Below are 15,935 nucleotides of genomic sequence, written 5' to 3' on the forward strand. Positions count from 1 at the left end.
TAATCCAGGCTGCCGGCAGCGCAGCGATACACAGGAGCGGAATGAGTGCCAAGACCGAACTCGTCCACGAGCTGAACGGACCCACAGCAGCCACCGAAATGCTCTCCGAAGCGGAGATCGCGGACCTGCTGTCGCTGTTCCGGGGCGCACAGCAGCGGGAGAAGCAATTGCTCATCGAGGCCGTCAACGGCATGATCCGGTTCTACCCGGGCCCGTTCAAGGCGATCACGCGCAGGATCATGTTCGGGGATCTGCTCGAAGGATGAGTGATCTGGTCACGCGCGCGCAGATGGTCCTGCTGGCGCGCACGCTGCATGTCCCCGTCGAGCGGATCGCCTATCTGGACCGGCTCGGCGACGAGCATCTGCACGAGCTGGCACAGCGGTTTTCGGCGCGCATCTACGAATACCACGGCGAGATGTTCAAGCGGATCGGCCGCCTGATCCCGATCATCCCGCTGCGAATCTCGCTGCCGCTGGTTCAGCGGGTCGTGCCGCCGATGATGACCGGCCGTGCCGCCGGCGCCGTCGGCGTGGACTATCCGGACGCGGCCGCCGAGACGCTCACCATGCTCAAAACCGAATACGCCGCGGACTGCACCCCCTATGTCGACCCCCGGGCGCTCGGCGAACTGGGCGATATCATGGCGTCCGATCCGCTGGTGGCGATCCTCAACGAGGTTCTGGACCGCAGGGACTACATCACGGCCGGTCCGTTTCTCGAATTCGCCTCACCGCGGTTGGTCGAGGCGATCGAGGCGGGGGTACGCGACGACGTCGGCATCATATTCTCCGCCGCGAACGCCTACTCCGCGCCCGCGATCAGCAGAATCCTGCGCCAACTGTTGGGGGGCCGGTTCCAGCGCATTCCGCGCATGGTGCAGACCGTGCTCACCGGGTCCGCCGAACTACAACACGCGGCGATATCGGTGTTCGCGCGCTGTGAACCGGATGTGGTCGCCGCTATCGGCGACATCATCTTCTCTGTCGGCGCGCCCGAGGATATCCGGAAGTTCCTCGTGAACGCCGTCCAGATAGGCGCGGTCGCCGAGATGATGATCTTCACCGGCCACCTGAATCCATCCGCGCTGGGCACGATGGCAATGAACCCGCTGTTCGCCGATCCGGCGGCCTTTCCCGCCCTGGTGTCGGGGGTCGGCGCCAAGGGCCGGGCGGATCCGTGGCGCGGACTGCTCGCGCTGGCCGAGCGCTCCCCGGAGCGGCAACAGCGCATTGTCGGGTTGATCGCCCAGCTGCCGCCCGAGATCCTGGCCACCCTGCCCTCGATCGCCACCGAGGGCGATCTGTGGCAGCTGCTGCTGCGCATCCTCGCGGCCGGCGACCGGGACAGCCAGTACCGGATCGGCGCGGTGTGGGCGACATTGTCACCGGAGCGCCGGGCCGGAATCCATCGCCGGATCACCGAGCTCCGGCTGGAGCAGCCTCTTGCCGTGATCGCCGGGCAGGTGCCGGAAGTCTCCGTGGAGGAGGTGTTCTACCAGCGTCGTCGGCGGCTCCGTCGCCGTTTCACCCCCGCCGACAGTTGGTGAGCGCGCAGCGCCGTGACATACCCGGTGTGGCTCGATTGGGTCGCTGTTCGGAATCGAATCCGACGCATCGGTGGCCGTCGCGGCTCACGGCGGCGAGTATCGAGGGACCATCAGCGTTATCCGATGTTCGTTCCGAGTGGACGCCCGTCGCCGGTATCGGCGGCGAGCGCGACGGAGAGGAGTCGGTACTCGATGAGCAACAGACTGTCCCTCGGTCGGATGGTTCGTACTGTGGTCCTCGCCGGTGTCGCGGCATCCGGACTGGCGCTTTCGACTCCCGCGGCGGCGGACCCGCTGTGGCCGAACGGCCCCGATGTTCCGGGTGTTCCGGCGATCATCCCGACGGTCGCGCCGTGTTCGCCCGCGGCCCGAGCCTGTATGCGCCTGGGCACGAACGAGCTCTGGTTGATGGATGGCGGCAAGGTGGTCTACGGTCCGACCCCGGTCTCGCACGGTATGCCCGGCTATGAGACTCCGCCCGGGGTGTTCCACGTCGCGTTCAAGCGGCCGTACCACTGGAGCACCATGCATCACGCCCCCATGCACTACGCCGTGTTCTTCAACGGCGATATCGCGTTCCACGTGGGGCCGGTCGAGCACAAGTCGCACGGCTGTGTGCGGATGACAGAGGAGGGCGCGATCACGCTCTTCCACTATCTCGAACCCGGAGATGTGGTCGAGGTGGTTCCGTAACCGCCGCGACCCGGTACCGCCCGAACGCGGTGTGTCCCATATTCGGGCGTTTCGGTGGCCGAGTGCGGAAAGACTCCGTACTCTCCCGGAGTATGTGGATCATCGCAGCGGTAGGTCTGATCAGTGCCGTTATCATCGCGGTCGGCTTCTCCTTCGGCTTCCCGGACTGATCCGACCCACCATCACTCGGTGTGCTCGGACCCGCCCGGGGCGGATGCCGTGGGCGGGTCGGGGACCGGACGCAGTCGCGCCCAGACGAAGAAGGCCCCGGCGACGAGGATCATTCCCACCCCCGCCCACAGATCGACATTCACGCCGCCGGTTTTCGCCTCCGCCGCGGCGGTGTCGTCGACCAGGCCGGTGATCACCAGGATCACGCCATAGCACGCCAGTAGCGCGCCGACGATGGTGCGGATATCGAAGAGCACGGCGGTGTCCTATCCCGTGGCGATATTGAGAGCGATGACCATAACCAGCGCGATACCCGCGAGCAGGACCGGACGCTGATACCAGGGCAGTATCGCGGCTTCGGGATCGGTGCGCTGTTCGCGCGGGGTCTGCGAATAGACGAGACCGACGAGTTCGGTGGCGGGTTTGGGTGTGGTCACCGCGGTGACAGTGACGCTGACCGCGATATCCACCACGAATGCCACACCGGCGGCCACGAAACTGGCGCCTTGGCCGGACAAGTGGAAAGCTCCCATTTCATGCAGGACGAATACCACTATGGCCGAGCCGGTTCCGGCGACGAGTCCGGACCAGCCGGCGGCGGGCGTCATCCGCTTCCAGAACATGCCCAGGATGAAGGTGGCGAACAGCGGCGCGTTGAAGAAGCTGAACAGAGTTTGCAGATAATCCATGATGTTGCTGAACCCGCTCGCGATGAACGCCGTGAAGACGGCCGCGACCGTGGCGCCGATGGTGGCGAGCCGACCGACCTTCAGGTAGTAGTCGTCCGGCCGGTCCTCGACCACGTACTGCTGCCACAGATCGAAGCTGAACACGGTGTTGAAGGCGGACACATTGGCCGCCATACCGGCCATGAACGCGGCGAGCAGCCCGGCCAGTCCCACGCCGAGAAGCCCGTTGGGCAGCACGTCTTTCATGAGATACAGCAGCGCCTGGTTGTAGGTGACGTCGCTGTCGATGTCCGGGTTCGCGGTCACCGCCCGTTTGTACTCGGCCATCTGCGGGACCAGCACCGCGCTGATCATGCCCGGAACGATCACGATGAGCGGGATCAGCATCTTCGGATACGCGCCGATTATCGGCGTGCGCCGGGCGGCGGCAATGGAATGCGTGGCCAGCGCTCGCTGCACTTCCACGAAATTCGTGGTCCAGTAGCCGAACGACAGCACGAATCCCAGCCCCACTGTGATGCCGAGCACGGACAGGAAGTCATCGGCGAAACCGCTGAGCGCATTGCCGGGCCAGGAATCGAGCTGCGCCGCACCGCCCGGTGAGGCGATGACCTGCTCCCGCAGGCCGGACCATCCACCGACGCAGTGCAGCCCGACCAGGGTGAGCGGCAGTAGCGCGGCGATGATCACGAAGAACTGCAGGACCTCGTTGTAGATGGCCGCGGACAGTCCGCCGAGGGTGATATAGGACAGCACGATCACCGCGGCGACGATCACCGACACCCACAGCGGCCATCCCAGTAGCACATTCACGATGGAACCCAGCAGGTACAGGTTCACCCCGGCGATGAGGATCTGCGCGACGGCGAAACCGAGCGCGTTCACCAGATGCGCGCCGGTGCCGAACCGGCGCCGCATGAACTCCGGCACACTGCGCACCTTCGAGCCGTAATAGAACGGCATCATCACCACACCGAGGAACAGCATGGCCGGCACCGCGCCGATCCAGAAGTAGTGGAAGGCGGGGAAACCGTATTCGGCGCCGTTGGCCGACATGCCGATGATCTCGACCGCGCCGAGGTTGGCCGAGATGAAGGCGAGCCCGGTCACCCAGGCGGGCAGGGAGCGGCCGGACAGGAAAAAGTCGATACTCGACGAGATCCGCGCTCGGGCGAGGAAGCCGATTCCGAGTACGAAGACGAAATACAGGGCGACCAGGGCATAGTCGACGGGCTGGGCGTCCAGACGCAGTACTTGGCCTTCGGCGAGAACGGAAACGGCGTCGACGGCGGCGGGAGCGGATGGAGGCTGCGGCATAGGACGTTCCTCCCGAAGCGACCACGAGCCCGCGCGCAGCGGGGAGTTGCATCCCAGATGGATTCCGGTGCGGCGAATTTACCCCGCCGCGCCGAGCGATGTGCGGGTTTCGCCTGATTCCGGCGTGTCCGTGCCCGCGGTGCGAGGAGGCGCTCGTGCACCGCGCGCATCGTTGCTACCATTGACCGAGGCGCATCCGATCCTGTTGGGCGCCAGGGCATTTCGACCAACATCCCTGGCGTCCCGCTGGCGTGCGCGGATTGTCGGGGTCGTGCCGAGGAGTCGCCGTGATCATACGCGTGCCTGACACGGAGACATTATCCGGTGTCGATAAATTCGTCCATCGGTTGGTGACGGAGTGGGGTCCCGGCGATGCCCGGGTGGGCGGTGTGGCGGTATTCGACTGCCCGGTCCCGCGGCCGCGCCGCGGCCGGTTCGCCACCCCGGCGGTCGATCTGGTGGTCTGGACCCCACACGGCTGTACGGTGGTCGCGATCAGGGGATTCGGTTCGGTACAGCACGGGCCGCTGGACATCCGCAGTACCGCACGCTGGCTGGTAGGGGATCGCCCCGCCGATCTGGCGGTATCGAAATCCGCGCCGAATCCGCTGCTGCAGGCCCATAAACAGGCCGCGGAATTGCGGAACTGCTTCCGGCAGCACGGCCTGGCCGACAAGATCGAGATCCTGATCGTGCTGGTACCGAAAACCGGTTCCCGGATCACCTGGAACGGGACGAGCCCGGAGCCCGGCAGCGATATCGTCCTGGTCCGCATCGGACAGTCCGCCGCGCTGACGGAGCACTTCCGGCGACCACGGCCCGGACCGGTGCGGTGGCGGATCGAGGACGTGACCAGAGCCTTCGAGGCACTCGACCTCGATGAACACCTCCCCGCGCCGGAGGAATTGGCGGTCGAGGGATTCACCACGTCGATGCCGGTGTGGGATCTCGTGCCGAACATCGACAAGGACCCGTCGGTGCGTACCGGAGCCCTGGAACCGGTGGCCGTCGGTGCGGGAACGGTGGGAGCGGATGCGGGTGGATACGGCGAGACATCCGTCGCTGTCCCTGTCCCGCCCCCGAGCAGCGATGCGCCACGGGTGGATGCGGAAATCCGCCGCGCGGAGGTGGAGCCCTCCGTATCGGGGCACGAGACGGAGAACGGAGTCGATGCCGCGCGCGCGGACACCGATAGCGGAGCGGGCGAGGTGACCGGTGCCGCAGCCGGACAGGCAGGTTTCCCGGCGGAGCCGGGGAGTACCGGTCGCGGCCCGCTCGGTTCGGTCTCCGGGGCGAGCGGGCCCGGTGCCGTAGCGGTGGATGTGGACACCGATCCCATATCGGAAGGACCGTTCGAGGTTGTGGCCGGGACAGACGCGGAACCCGGTACCACCCGGCCCGGTCCGGGCTTCGGCCGAGCGTTCGCTGCCCAGAACCCTGGGCAGGCTCACCCCGCCGGGTCTCGCCTCGGGCGGCCGGTCTCGGCTCCGGACCCGCAGGACGCGGATCTCACCCCCCAGCCCGTCGAACCGGCCCTCGGACGGCGTGGCGGAGCCGTCGAGAGCGTATCGGCCGTCGCGTCCGCCCTCGTCGCCGGCGCGGGGGAGTGGTTCGAGACCGTCCGCTCGACCGTGGGTGGCGTCGGGAGGCGGTCGGACCACAGTCGGTTGCCGGAGGCGGGTGATCCCACGGGCCGGGCGGAGCCGCCTGTCTCCGGCGACGACCCCGACGCTGTGGTTCGCGTGTCGAGGTATGTGCAGCCGGCCACCGCCGCACCCGAATCGGAACCGAAGGAAGAGCCCCGGCCGGAAACCGCCTCATCCGCCGAGCCCGTCCCGGACAAGGCGGTCTCGTCTGTGGCGGAGGACCACGAGGCGGTTACGGCCGCGGCGGAGGACACGGTAGTGGAGACCGGGGCGGACGCTGCGGATTCTCGTCACAGCGCCGTCGATGCCGCGGTCGCGCAGAAGACCGCCGGATCGCCCGCGGCCGCCGCGACCGGTCTCTTCGCCGGTGCCGGACCGGGACTAGGAGGTCCACGCACCACCCGGCCCGTCCGTACCGGGCTCGTGCACCGCCATCCGACGGATACCGAGACGGAACCGTACCCGGCCCCGTACCGGGAGGGGCCGCTCGACCGGGCCGCCGGATGGCCGGTGATCGGGGTGGCGCTACGTCGCCCGGTCGCCCTCCTGACAGCCGGTGTGCTGGTTGTGGTGGCTCTGGTGGCCTCCGCGTTCGCGGCATCCGGGATCGCCCGGTTCGATATCGAGGAATACGAGCGGATGTGCGCGGAGCCGCGCGGGTTCACCGCGGCCGCCGCCTACGCCTCGACCGGACCGAGTCCGGTATATCTCGTGGGAGACCTGCGGGTGGCAGGTATCGCCGGTTCGCCGGTGTGGCGGCCGGAGGATTCGTCGTCCGTGCAGCTCGTCGCCTGCCTGTCCTCACTGCGCACCGGAACGCTGGTTCGCACCTGCCAGTACGAGCCCACCGGGGGAAGTCCCATCGGACGCACCCTGAATCTCTTCCGCGGCGTCCATCGGGTGACCGTCTACGAGGCCCGCACCGGGCGCCTGCTCGCCGGCGTCGAGGTAGACGGCGAACGATTCTCCGCGGATCCGGTGTCCACCGAGACCGATATATGCCGTGCCGCCGAGGGCGCCCCCGACGACGGTCTGCCCGGTCGCCGGTACGGTCGTCCGTCGCAGCGTCAGGTTCGGGACGTGCTGGATCCGCTGGTCCGTCCGGATCGAGCGCCCTGACCCGCCGGTGGACGTGCGGAGGCGGTCGACCGGATAGGGTCGGGGCAGCACCGACGAGCCGAATACGGCGGCGCGGGTCCGACCGGCAGGAGGGACACAGTGGGCGCAGGAACGATCCTCATCACCGGGGCGAGTTCGGGGCTGGGCGCGGAGATGGCACGCCAGTTCGCGGCACGCGGGTACGACCTCGCATTGTGTGCGCGGCGCACCGACCGGCTCGCCGAGCTCGCCGAGCAGATCGGTGCCGCGTATCCGCAGGTTCGGGTGCGGGTGGCCGAACTCGATGTCACCGACGATGACGCGGTGTTCCGGGTATTCGACGAATTCGCCGCCGAATTGGGCCGTATCGACCGGGTGGTCGTGAACGCGGGCCTGGGCAAGGGGGCTCCGTTCGGCACCGGGGGACACCACGCCAACCGGCAGACCGCCATGACCAATTTCGTCGGCGCACTGGCGCAGATGGAGGCGGCGATGCAGCTGTTCCGTGCCCAGGGCGGGGGCCATCTGGTGGTGATCTCGTCGGTGTCGGCGGTGCGCGGTTGGCCCAAGGCGATGACCACCTATGCCGCGACCAAGGCCGGTGTCGCGACCATGGCCGAGGGGATCGCGGCGGAACGCGTCCCGGGGGTGGACGTGTCGATCATCTACCCGGGATATATCGAATCGGAGATGAACGACCGCGCGAAACAACGTCCCGTCTTCCTCGTCGACACCTCGACCGGCGTTCGTGCCATGGTCTCGGCCATCGAGAAGCACAAGTTCAAGGCGTACGTTCCGCCGTGGCCCTGGGCGCCGGTGGCGCTGGTGACGAAGGTACTGCCCGCCGCGGTGGTCCGCAGGCTGGGGTGAACGCCGGCCGCGGGTGGGTCCGGCTGGGCGTGCGATCCGTGTCGCCGGGCCGGGAAACGGTCTCGCCGCGACGATACCGGGCAGGGCCGAGCAGCGAGTGCGGCCGAGCCGAGGCCGCCGGAGAGGAACAGTATGACCACCGCATCGGGGCTCACGGGGCTGTCCCTGACCGACCGAGCCGCGCTCGGAAGCGGCGCCGACTTCTGGACCACCAAGGCTGTCGGCCCGATCCCGTCGCTGACCATGACCGACGGCCCGCACGGCGTGCGCAGACAGGCCGGGGCGACCGATCACCTGGGTCTGGCCGAGAGCCTGCCCGCCACCTGTTTTCCGCCCGCGGTGGCGCTCGGCCAGAGCTGGGATCCCGACCTGGTCCGCCGGGTCGGCGAGGCATTGGGCCGTGAAGCGCGGGCGCTCGGCGTGGATGTGCTGCTCGGGCCCGGCGTCAATATCAAACGGGATCCGCGCGGCGGCCGGAACTTCGAGTACTACTCCGAGGACCCCATCCTCACCGGCGCTCTCGGCGCGGCCTGGGTGCGGGGTCTGCAGAGCACCGGCGTCGGCGCGTCGCTGAAGCATTTCGCCGCCAACAACGCCGAATACGATCGGATGCGCGCCAGCTCCGATATCGATCCGCGGCCGCTGCGGGAGATCTATCTGCGCGCCTTCGCCCATATCGTGCGCACCGCGCGACCGTGGACGGTGATGTGCTCCTACAACCGGGTCAACGGGGTGTACGCGGCGCAGAACCAGTGGCTGCTCACCCGGGTACTGCGCGGGGAATGGGGTTTCGACGGGGCCGTGGTCAGCGACTGGGGCGCGGTCTCCGACCGGGTGGCGTCGGTGGCCGCCGGGCTGGATCTGGAGATGCCGGGCAGCGGCCGCGCCACCGATGAGCGGGTGGTCGCCGCGGTAGAGGCCGGGACGCTCGACCCGGCGTGTGTGGACCGCGCCGCGGCGAATACGGCCGCACTGGCGGCGAAGGTCGAACAGGGACGGGCCGAGGCGGTGGTACCCGTCGACCCGGACACGCACCATGAGCTCGCGCGGACGGCCGCGGCCCGCTGTATCGTGCTGCTGCAGAATGAGGGCGGTCTGCTGCCGTTGGCACCGGGAAGGTCCCTCGCGGTGATCGGCGAGTTCGCCGAATCGCCGCGTTACCAGGGCGGTGGCAGCTCACATGTGAACGCCACCCGGCTCGACAACCCCTTGGCGGAGATCAGTGACCGAGCCGCCGCGGGCACGGTGATCTTCGCCCGCGGTTTCACCACCGACGGAACACCCGACGACGAACTCCGCGCCGAGGCGGTGGCCGTCGCTCGCGCGGCGGAGGTCGCCGTCGTATTCCTCGGGCTCGCCGCCGGGCAGGAATCCGAGGGTTTCGACCGCGACGATATCGAACTTCCCACCGACCAGGTGCGGCTGCTCACGGAAATCACCCGGGTACAGCCGAACACGGTTGTGGTCCTCTCCCATGGCGGTGTGCTGCGCTTGGCGCCGGTCGCGGCCGCCGCGCCCGCCGTGCTCGACGGCGCACTGCTCGGCCAGGGCGGAGGAGCTGCTCTCGCCGATGTGCTGTTCGGCGTGGTGAATCCGTCCGGGCGGCTCGGGGAAACGGTACCGATGCGGTTGCAGGATTGCCCGGCCTACCTCGACTTCCCCGGGGAGAATTCGCATATCCGCTACAGCGAGGGGCTTCATGTCGGCTACCGCTGGTATGACACCCGCGAGATGACGGTGTGCTACCCGTTCGGGCACGGGCTGTCCTACACCACGTTCGGCTACTCCGATCCGGTGGTCACCGTCACGGACTCGGATGTCACGGTGCGGATCACCGTCACCAATACGGGTGAGCGCGCGGGCCGGGAGGTCGTGCAGGTCTACACCGCCGTTCCGGAGTCGCGCATCGTGCGACCGCGGCGGGAACTCAAAGGCTTCGCCACCACCGACGAGCTGGCGCCCGGCGCGAGCGAGCAGATGACGATCCGGATCGCCCGCGAGGACCTGGCCTACTGGGAGACCCGCACCGAGCGGTGGGTGGTCGAGGGAGGCGACTACGAGATCCAGGTGGGCGCGTCCAGCCGCGATCTCCGCGCCACCGTCCGGGTCGCGGTGCGCGGTGACGAACTCCGGATACCGATCACCGCCGAATCCACCCTCGGCGAGGTATTGGCCGACCCGGCCGCCGCGGCCGCGCTCGGCGAGGCGTTCTCCGGGGTGCCCGCCGAGATGAGCGGTACCGTGCTCGGCGTCGACATGATGCGCATGATGGCGTCCATTCCGCTGAACCGGCTCACCAATTTCGGGGTGGCCCCCGAGCAATTGGACAAACTGCTCGCCGCCGCGAACCGTGCGGAGCGTGACTGACCGACCGGTCCGAACAGGCGGTGCGTGGACCGGAGGACAGCACACCGGCCGAAGACTACTTCGCAGCGACCGCGGTGCCTGCTCGAGAAGGTCATGGCGTGAGCGAGTCCGCCAGGCCGCCGGCCATCCGGTCGGCCGAGGCGAGCGGGATCGGCTCGAACATTGCGGGTTCGTCCTCGGGGAAGAGCGCGGTCGGACTGTAGACCCAGTCGGTGAACGAGTAGTCGTCGATTTCCCGCGAACGCAGGAGCACGTTACGTTGTTCGCGCTCGACGCCGTCGAGGTGCCACAGTTCGCCCCACGCGCGAGCGGTCAGGACCACCCGGCGGCAGTGTTCCGGGCGGACCGCCTCGTAGGCCGCGAGCGCACCCGTCCAGTCGACGGCGCCGTCGTCGCGCAGGCGCCGCACGTGCTCCGCGAGCACCCAGCCGTCCTCGATCGCCATGATCGCGCCCTGGGCCATGTACTGCAGCGGGGGGTGGGCGGCGTCGCCGAGCAGGGCGATCCGGCCGTCGACCCACGTGTCGATCGGGTCGCGGTCGTACATCCGCCACCATTTGTCCCGCCACATATGCGGCAGTCCCTGTTGGACGAAGTCGCAGGTGGCGGCGAACGCGACGTCGAGTTCGTCGGGTGTGCCCCAGTCCTGGAGCCCGGCGCGTGCTTTGGGAGATTCGAACACGGCGACCTGGTTGAGCAGGTCGCCGCCGCGCAGTCCGTAATGGACGAAGTGGCAGCGGGGGCCGACGTATACGACCACCTCGGAAAGGTCGACGGGGCGACTCACTTCCGTGATCGGCACCGTGCCGCGGTAGGCGACGTACGCGGATGAGACCGGCCGGTCTTCGACGAAGAGTGCGCGGGCGACGGAGTGGAGTCCGTCGGCCGCGATCACGACGCTCGCCTCGTGGACCGTCCCGGCATCCGTCGCCGCGGTGGCCTTGCCGGCGTCCTGCGCGTATGACGTGACCCGCTGCTCGGTGAGCAGTTCGACGCCGGAGTCCCGGCACGCCTCCAGGAACAGGGAGTGCAGGTCGCTGCGATGGATGACCAGGTAGGGAAAGCCGTACTTCCGTTCGAGGTCGCGCAGATCGAGCGAGGTCAGCTCACTCCCGTCGACCGCGTCGCGCATCACCATCCGGTCGGGCACGACGCCGCGGGCCTTCACCTCCGCCAGCAGGCCGTAGTCGTCGAGGATGCGCGTGCAGTTGGGGGCGAGCTGAATGCCCGCGCCGACCTCGCCGAACTGCTTGGCCTGCTCGAGGACCCGCACGCGCAGACCGAAGCGGGAGAGTGCGAAGGCGGTACTCAGTCCGCCGATTCCGCCGCCGACGATGACGACATCAGGGGTGCTCACGGTGCAGCCTCCTCTACAGCCAGGGACCGAGGTCGGGGACGTCGGCGAGAGAGTGGGAACGGCCGGCCAGGTAGGCGGCGATCTCCGGTAGCGGCCCGGCGGGAACCTCGTCGAGCCCGCGCTTGGCGCGGATATCGGCCACGAGTTCGGAAAGGAACTCGTCGGGAAGATCCGCGAAGCTCACGCCCGTGCCGAGGTCGACGGCATGGACACAGACCTCGCGCGCCCGCAGCCACGGGATCTCCGTGGCCGGCACGGTCCGCCCCTGCGCGGTGACGACCTCGGTGCGCCACTGCTGCGGGGTCAGGGAGTCCATCGCGGCGGCCAGGTTGTGCGCCGCCTCGTTCATCCATGCCTGCAGCCGGGTCGCGGAGAGCTTCGCGCCGGCCTCGATATCGGCGTTGCGCTGCTCTCTCGAGGAGTACATCGGCGTGCGCTCACCGGTCCTGGCCCAGTGCACGAGGTTGCCGAGCGCGTCCGCGTTGGCGGCGACGTGCGCCACGAGATGTTTGCGCGTCCAGCCGGGCAGGGCGCACGGCTGCGCCATCCCCCGCTCCTCGAGCGCGGCCACCTGGGTGGTGATCAGCGCCGTCCCGTGCTCGACCCACTGGCGTGAGCCCACATACGTGCCCGCCATCACGCCTCCACGACGACCTGGTTGACGCACGCCCCGAGGCCGGCGATCTTCGTGACGACGGTCTCGCCGCCGGCGAGGTAGATCTTGGGCTCACGCGCGTGGCCGACCCCGGCGGGTGTCCCGGTGGCGATCAGGTCGCCGGGGTTCAGGCGGATGACGGTCGAGATGTACCGCACGAGGTGCACGGGGTCGAAGAGCAGGGTGCCGGTGTCGTCGTGCTGCATGACCTTTCCGTCGACGACCGTTTCGACCTCGAGCGCCGGGCGGACGCCGCCGACCTCGTCGGGGGTCACGACGTAGGGACCCACGGGGGTGGAGGAGTCCCAGACCTTGCCCTGGGTCCACTCGATGGTCCGGAACTGCCAGTCGCGCACCGATACGTCGTTCATGACGGTGAAGCCCGCGATGGCGGCGGCGGCCTCGTCCTCGCTCGCCCGGCGGACCGGCTTGCCGACGACGACCACCAATTCGACCTCCCAGTCGAGGGCATCGGTCTCGGCCGGCTTCACGATCGGGTCGTTCGGACCGATGAGGGTGTCGGCGAATTTCGGGAAAAGAGTCGGGTAGCTCGGAAGCTCGCGCCCCATCTCCTTGATGTGATTGGTGTAGTTGTGGCCGACACAGATCACCTTCGACGGGTCGGGCACGACGGCGGCGAGGTCGGCGCCCTCGGCCGGCCAGGTCTCGCCGGTGGCGTCGGCGGCGATGGTGGCCCAGTCGTCCTGCGCGAAGAGCGCACCGAGGTCGGCGTAGCCGAGGTCGACCAGGACGTCGCCGTCGAGGCGGACGGCGCGGGTGCCGCCGTCGACACGGAGGGTGGCGAGCTTCATCGGGTGGTCTCCTGACGGTCGAGTCGGAGCGCCTCGAAGATGGGCGCATCCGAGAAATGGAAGAGGTCGAGTGCGCCGGAGTCGGAGTCGGTGCCGCCGCCCTCCGACGTGGCGGAGAAGGGCTCCCACGACGGGACGACGAACAGGTCGCCGCGGGTGACCGACCAGGTCTTGTCGCCGACGGTCACCGTGCCGGAGCCGTCGAATACCTGGTAGACCGACGACCCTGTCTCGCGAACCGGCGCGGTTTCCGCGCCGCGGACGATCCGGTGGAACTCTGCGCGGATGGTCGGCAGTACGTCGGTGCCGTTGCGCGGATTGGTGAAGCGGACGGCGGCGTGTCCGGGCTCGAGGGTGCCGCCGTACCCCTCCTTCTCCAGCAGCAGCTGGTCGTTCAGGGCGGCGTCGGTGTGCTCCCACTTGTAGGCGAGCAGCGGCGAGCCGGGGGCGACCTCGCCGACGGAGAGCGGCCGCAGACCCGGGTGACCCCACAGACGCTCGGAGCGCGAGCGTTCCGGCGTGATCCGCTCGGCGGCGCTGATCTCCTCGCGACCGAACTGGAAGAACTGCGATTCGATGACGTACTGGAACGGGATGTCCAGCCCGTCGATCCAGGCCATCGGCTCCGAGGTCGCGTTGTGGTGCGCATGCCAGTTCCACCCGGCCTGCGGAAGGAAGTCGCCGCGGCGCATCGGGACGGCGTCGCCTTCCGCCACCTCGCTGCTGCCGCCGACCACGGTCCACACGCCCGAGCCCTCGACCACGAAGCGGAAGGCGTGCTGGGTGTGGCGGTGCTCGGGGGCGTCCTCGCCGGGCATCAGGTACTGGATCGCCGCCCACAGCGTCGGGGCGGCGAACGGCCGACCGCCCAGGGTCGGGTTCGCCAGCGCGATCGCACGTCGTTCACCGCCGCGGCCGACGGGGACGATATCGCCGGCCTGCTCGGCCAGCCGGAGCAGGTTCTCCCACCGCCACAGGTGCGGCACCGCCCGCGACCGCGGATGCGCCGGCATCAGGTCACCGATCTCGGTCCACAGCGGAACGAGCAACTCCTGTTCGAAGCCGCGGTAGAGCTCCTCGAGGGCAGGAGTCACCTCGGGCTGGTTCGGCGCCGCGACCGCTCGCAAACGGACCGGGGTGTCAGTCGTGCTCATATCACCTACAGTGGCCCTTGCCGGGTCAGCAGAACGATAAATTCTGGAGAGCAGAACGGTCAGGATGGGTAACGCGGAACCGAAGACCCCGCCGGCGTATGTCGTGACCAGCGCCGACCATGCACTTCGAGCGGCGGTCATGCTGCAGTTGGAGGGCGGTCTCACGGTGAGCCAGATCGCCGAGCGGCTCGGCGTGGCGCGGTCGACGGCCCACCGCTTGCTGCAGACACTCGTCTACCGCGACTTCGCGGTCCAGGACGACCAGCGCGTCTACCACCCGGGCCCGGTCCTCCAACTCGCCGCGCACTCGCAGTCGCGCACCTCCCGCTTGCGGGCGGTCGCCCTGCCGCATCTGCAGCGGCTCGTCGACGTGGTGGGGGAGTCGGCGAACCTGACGATCCGCACGGGCGACACGACGCGTTTCATCGCCAGCGTCGAGTGCCGACAGGCACTGCGGGTGGGCTCGCGCGAGGGAATGGTGTTCCCGGCCCACCGCACCACCGCCGGCCTGGTGTTGCTCGCGGACCTCGACCCGGCCGAGGTGGCGGAACTGTATGCCGCACAGCGGTATGTCGAGCGCCCCGACGAACGACCGGATCTGCCGAGCCTGCGCGCCCGGCTCACCCGCGTCCGCCGTGCGGGCTTCGCGCTCAACAACGGCCTGTCCGAGCGCGGGGTGGTCGCGATCGGGGTCCCGGTGCGGGATGCGGACGGTACCGCGCTGGCGGGCCTGTCGATCTCGATGCCCTCGGTCCGCTATGACCATGATCGGTTGCCGACCCTCGTCGCCACCCTTCACCGAGCGGCCGGGGCCATCGAAGCGGGCGGCGCCTGAGCAAGACATGCACCGCCTGCATGCCGCACCATACAAAACATTGGGTTGATTGATGTGAATGCGGTCACTTCAATGAGGGGCACCGATTACCGAGCCTAGGTGAAAGATGACCGTTTCGGCACCACCCGTCTCCGATCTCGACCTGTTCGACGACGAAACACTCATCGACCGGCACCCGTCCTACACGGCGCTGCGCGTCCCATGGTCAACGAGGCCCTGTTGTCCCAGGCCGCGCCCGCCGACACCGCCTGAACCGACCATCGGAAACCGCAGGTAATCGCCTGCTGGGCCGCCTCGGACTGGCCGACCGTTACGCCGACCTGGCATTGTTGCTCGCCGACACGCTCGAGACCTGGCAGGACGGGCAGCAGGCGCGGGCGGCGGACGCCGTGTTCGTGGATAGGTACGGCATTGTCCTGGACCATGACCACCTGAAGTCCTACCTTCGCCTCGACTCTCTGATCCGAGGTGAGGAGGAGCGTGGACAGTCCCGGCCTGTGGGGCGGATGGGAGCTATCTCGGGAACTTCGGCCGTTTCGCTGATCCGGCAGCCCGAGGTCGGCTACTTCCGGTCTACCGGCTCCCGGGCGCAGACTCGCCGCGAGGGCAGCATTTCGGCGTCGATGAGGATCCTATTTCGGATAGTCGACAAGTCCGCGATCCGCGACTGTAGACCCGGAGCGGAGAGGTGCTCATCAACCGATGCATTCTTGGACCCCTGA

13 protein-coding genes are annotated in these 15,935 nt (G+C 68.6%); 7 read left to right on the forward strand and 6 right to left on the reverse strand.

The genetic code is table 11. The features are described 5' to 3' along the window. Nucleotides 1-41 precede the first annotated feature (41 nt). From ON20_RS28970 to ON20_RS28980, 3 genes are all read left to right on the forward strand, one after another. Entirely contained in the window at nt 42-266 is a 225-nt protein-coding gene (locus ON20_RS28970; protein ID WP_040840915.1) for a hypothetical protein, read from the forward strand. Beyond that, nucleotides 263-1,549 (forward strand): hypothetical protein, encoded by a 1,287-nt coding sequence (locus ON20_RS28975; protein WP_040840917.1) that lies wholly within the window; start codon nt 263-265, stop codon nt 1,547-1,549. Before ON20_RS28970 ends, ON20_RS28975 begins: the two co-directional genes overlap by 4 nt. A gap of 192 nt (nt 1,550-1,741) precedes the next feature. Next, the gene (locus ON20_RS28980; RefSeq protein ID WP_051163589.1) at nt 1,742-2,242 is read left to right on the forward strand and encodes a L,D-transpeptidase; all 501 of its coding nucleotides are present in this window, start codon (nt 1,742-1,744) and stop codon (nt 2,240-2,242) included. 182 nt (nt 2,243-2,424) lie between these two features. Here the strand turns inward: ON20_RS28980 and ON20_RS28985 are convergent, their stop codons facing one another. Both ON20_RS28985 and ON20_RS28990 read right to left on the reverse strand, forming a co-directional pair. Further along, nucleotides 2,425-2,670: a hypothetical protein gene (locus ON20_RS28985; protein WP_040840921.1), complete on the reverse strand. Its 246-nt coding sequence runs from the start codon at nt 2,668-2,670 to the stop codon at nt 2,425-2,427. A gap of 9 nt (nt 2,671-2,679) precedes the next feature. Next, nucleotides 2,680-4,419, reverse strand: a complete 1,740-nt coding sequence (locus ON20_RS28990; protein WP_051163590.1) for a sodium:solute symporter family protein — start codon at nt 4,417-4,419, stop codon at nt 2,680-2,682. Between the two features lie 350 nt (nt 4,420-4,769). On the opposite strand from ON20_RS28990, the gene ON20_RS28995 reads away from it, so the two are divergent. The 3 genes from ON20_RS28995 (at nt 4,770) to ON20_RS29005 (ending at nt 10,400) form a co-directional block, all read left to right on the forward strand. Continuing rightward, nucleotides 4,770-7,184, forward strand: a complete 2,415-nt coding sequence (locus ON20_RS28995; protein ID WP_169332400.1) for a hypothetical protein — start codon at nt 4,770-4,772, stop codon at nt 7,182-7,184. Nucleotides 7,185-7,283: 99 nt separating this feature from the next. Further along, a complete protein-coding gene (locus ON20_RS29000) occupies nt 7,284-8,033 on the forward strand; it encodes an SDR family oxidoreductase (protein ID WP_040840925.1) in 750 nt (249 codons plus the stop codon). A 132-nt stretch (nt 8,034-8,165) separates the two neighbouring features. Then, nucleotides 8,166-10,400, forward strand: coding sequence for a glycoside hydrolase family 3 C-terminal domain-containing protein (locus ON20_RS29005; RefSeq protein WP_040840927.1), 2,235 nt, complete (start codon nt 8,166-8,168; stop codon nt 10,398-10,400). Between the two features lie 91 nt (nt 10,401-10,491). Here the strand turns inward: ON20_RS29005 and ON20_RS29010 are convergent, their stop codons facing one another. From ON20_RS29010 to ON20_RS29025, 4 genes are read right to left on the reverse strand one after another with little or no spacing between them, the layout of a single operon-like run. Beyond that, complete coding sequence (locus ON20_RS29010; protein ID WP_040840929.1) at nt 10,492-11,757, reverse strand: FAD-dependent oxidoreductase; 1,266 nt, start codon at nt 11,755-11,757, stop codon at nt 10,492-10,494. 13 nt (nt 11,758-11,770) lie between these two features. Next, nucleotides 11,771-12,394, reverse strand: coding sequence for a maleylpyruvate isomerase N-terminal domain-containing protein (locus ON20_RS29015; protein ID WP_040840932.1), 624 nt, complete (start codon nt 12,392-12,394; stop codon nt 11,771-11,773). Then, the gene (locus tag ON20_RS29020; protein ID WP_040840933.1) at nt 12,394-13,224 is read right to left on the reverse strand and encodes a fumarylacetoacetate hydrolase family protein; all 831 of its coding nucleotides are present in this window, start codon (nt 13,222-13,224) and stop codon (nt 12,394-12,396) included. The genes ON20_RS29015 and ON20_RS29020 overlap by 1 nt, the downstream gene beginning before the upstream one ends. Then, a complete protein-coding gene (locus ON20_RS29025; RefSeq protein ID WP_040840935.1) occupies nt 13,221-14,378 on the reverse strand; it encodes a cupin domain-containing protein in 1,158 nt (385 codons plus the stop codon). Before ON20_RS29025 ends, ON20_RS29020 begins: the two co-directional genes overlap by 4 nt. Nucleotides 14,379-14,442: 64 nt before the next feature. On the opposite strand from ON20_RS29025, the gene ON20_RS29030 reads away from it, so the two are divergent. Then, entirely contained in the window at nt 14,443-15,213 is a 771-nt protein-coding gene (locus tag ON20_RS29030; protein WP_040840936.1) for an IclR family transcriptional regulator, read from the forward strand. Nucleotides 15,214-15,935: the final 722 nt, after the last annotated feature.

Origin of the sequence: Nocardia brevicatena NBRC 12119, assembly GCF_000308495.1 — a bacterium.
GTDB classification, from domain to species: Bacteria; Actinomycetota; Actinomycetes; order Mycobacteriales; family Mycobacteriaceae; genus Nocardia; species Nocardia brevicatena.

What these genes read in the sequence shown, in the direction of transcription:
- ON20_RS28970 (WP_040840915.1), top strand. Translation starts at nt 42, where the DNA reads ATGAGTGCCAAGACCGAACTCGTCCACGAGCTGAACGGACCCACAGCA.
- ON20_RS28975 (WP_040840917.1), top strand. Translation starts at nt 263, where the DNA reads ATGAGTGATCTGGTCACGCGCGCGCAGATGGTCCTGCTGGCGCGCACG.
- ON20_RS28980 (WP_051163589.1), top strand. Translation starts at nt 1,742, where the DNA reads ATGAGCAACAGACTGTCCCTCGGTCGGATGGTTCGTACTGTGGTCCTC.
- ON20_RS28990 (WP_051163590.1), bottom strand. Translation starts at nt 4,419, where the DNA reads ATGCCGCAGCCTCCATCCGCTCCCGCCGCCGTCGACGCCGTTTCCGTT.
- ON20_RS29005 (WP_040840927.1), top strand. Translation starts at nt 8,166, where the DNA reads ATGACCACCGCATCGGGGCTCACGGGGCTGTCCCTGACCGACCGAGCC.
- ON20_RS29015 (WP_040840932.1), bottom strand. Translation starts at nt 12,394, where the DNA reads ATGGCGGGCACGTATGTGGGCTCACGCCAGTGGGTCGAGCACGGGACG.
- ON20_RS29020 (WP_040840933.1), bottom strand. Translation starts at nt 13,224, where the DNA reads ATGAAGCTCGCCACCCTCCGTGTCGACGGCGGCACCCGCGCCGTCCGC.
- ON20_RS29025 (WP_040840935.1), bottom strand. Translation starts at nt 14,378, where the DNA reads ATGAGCACGACTGACACCCCGGTCCGTTTGCGAGCGGTCGCGGCGCCG.
- ON20_RS29030 (WP_040840936.1), top strand. Translation starts at nt 14,443, where the DNA reads ATGGGTAACGCGGAACCGAAGACCCCGCCGGCGTATGTCGTGACCAGC.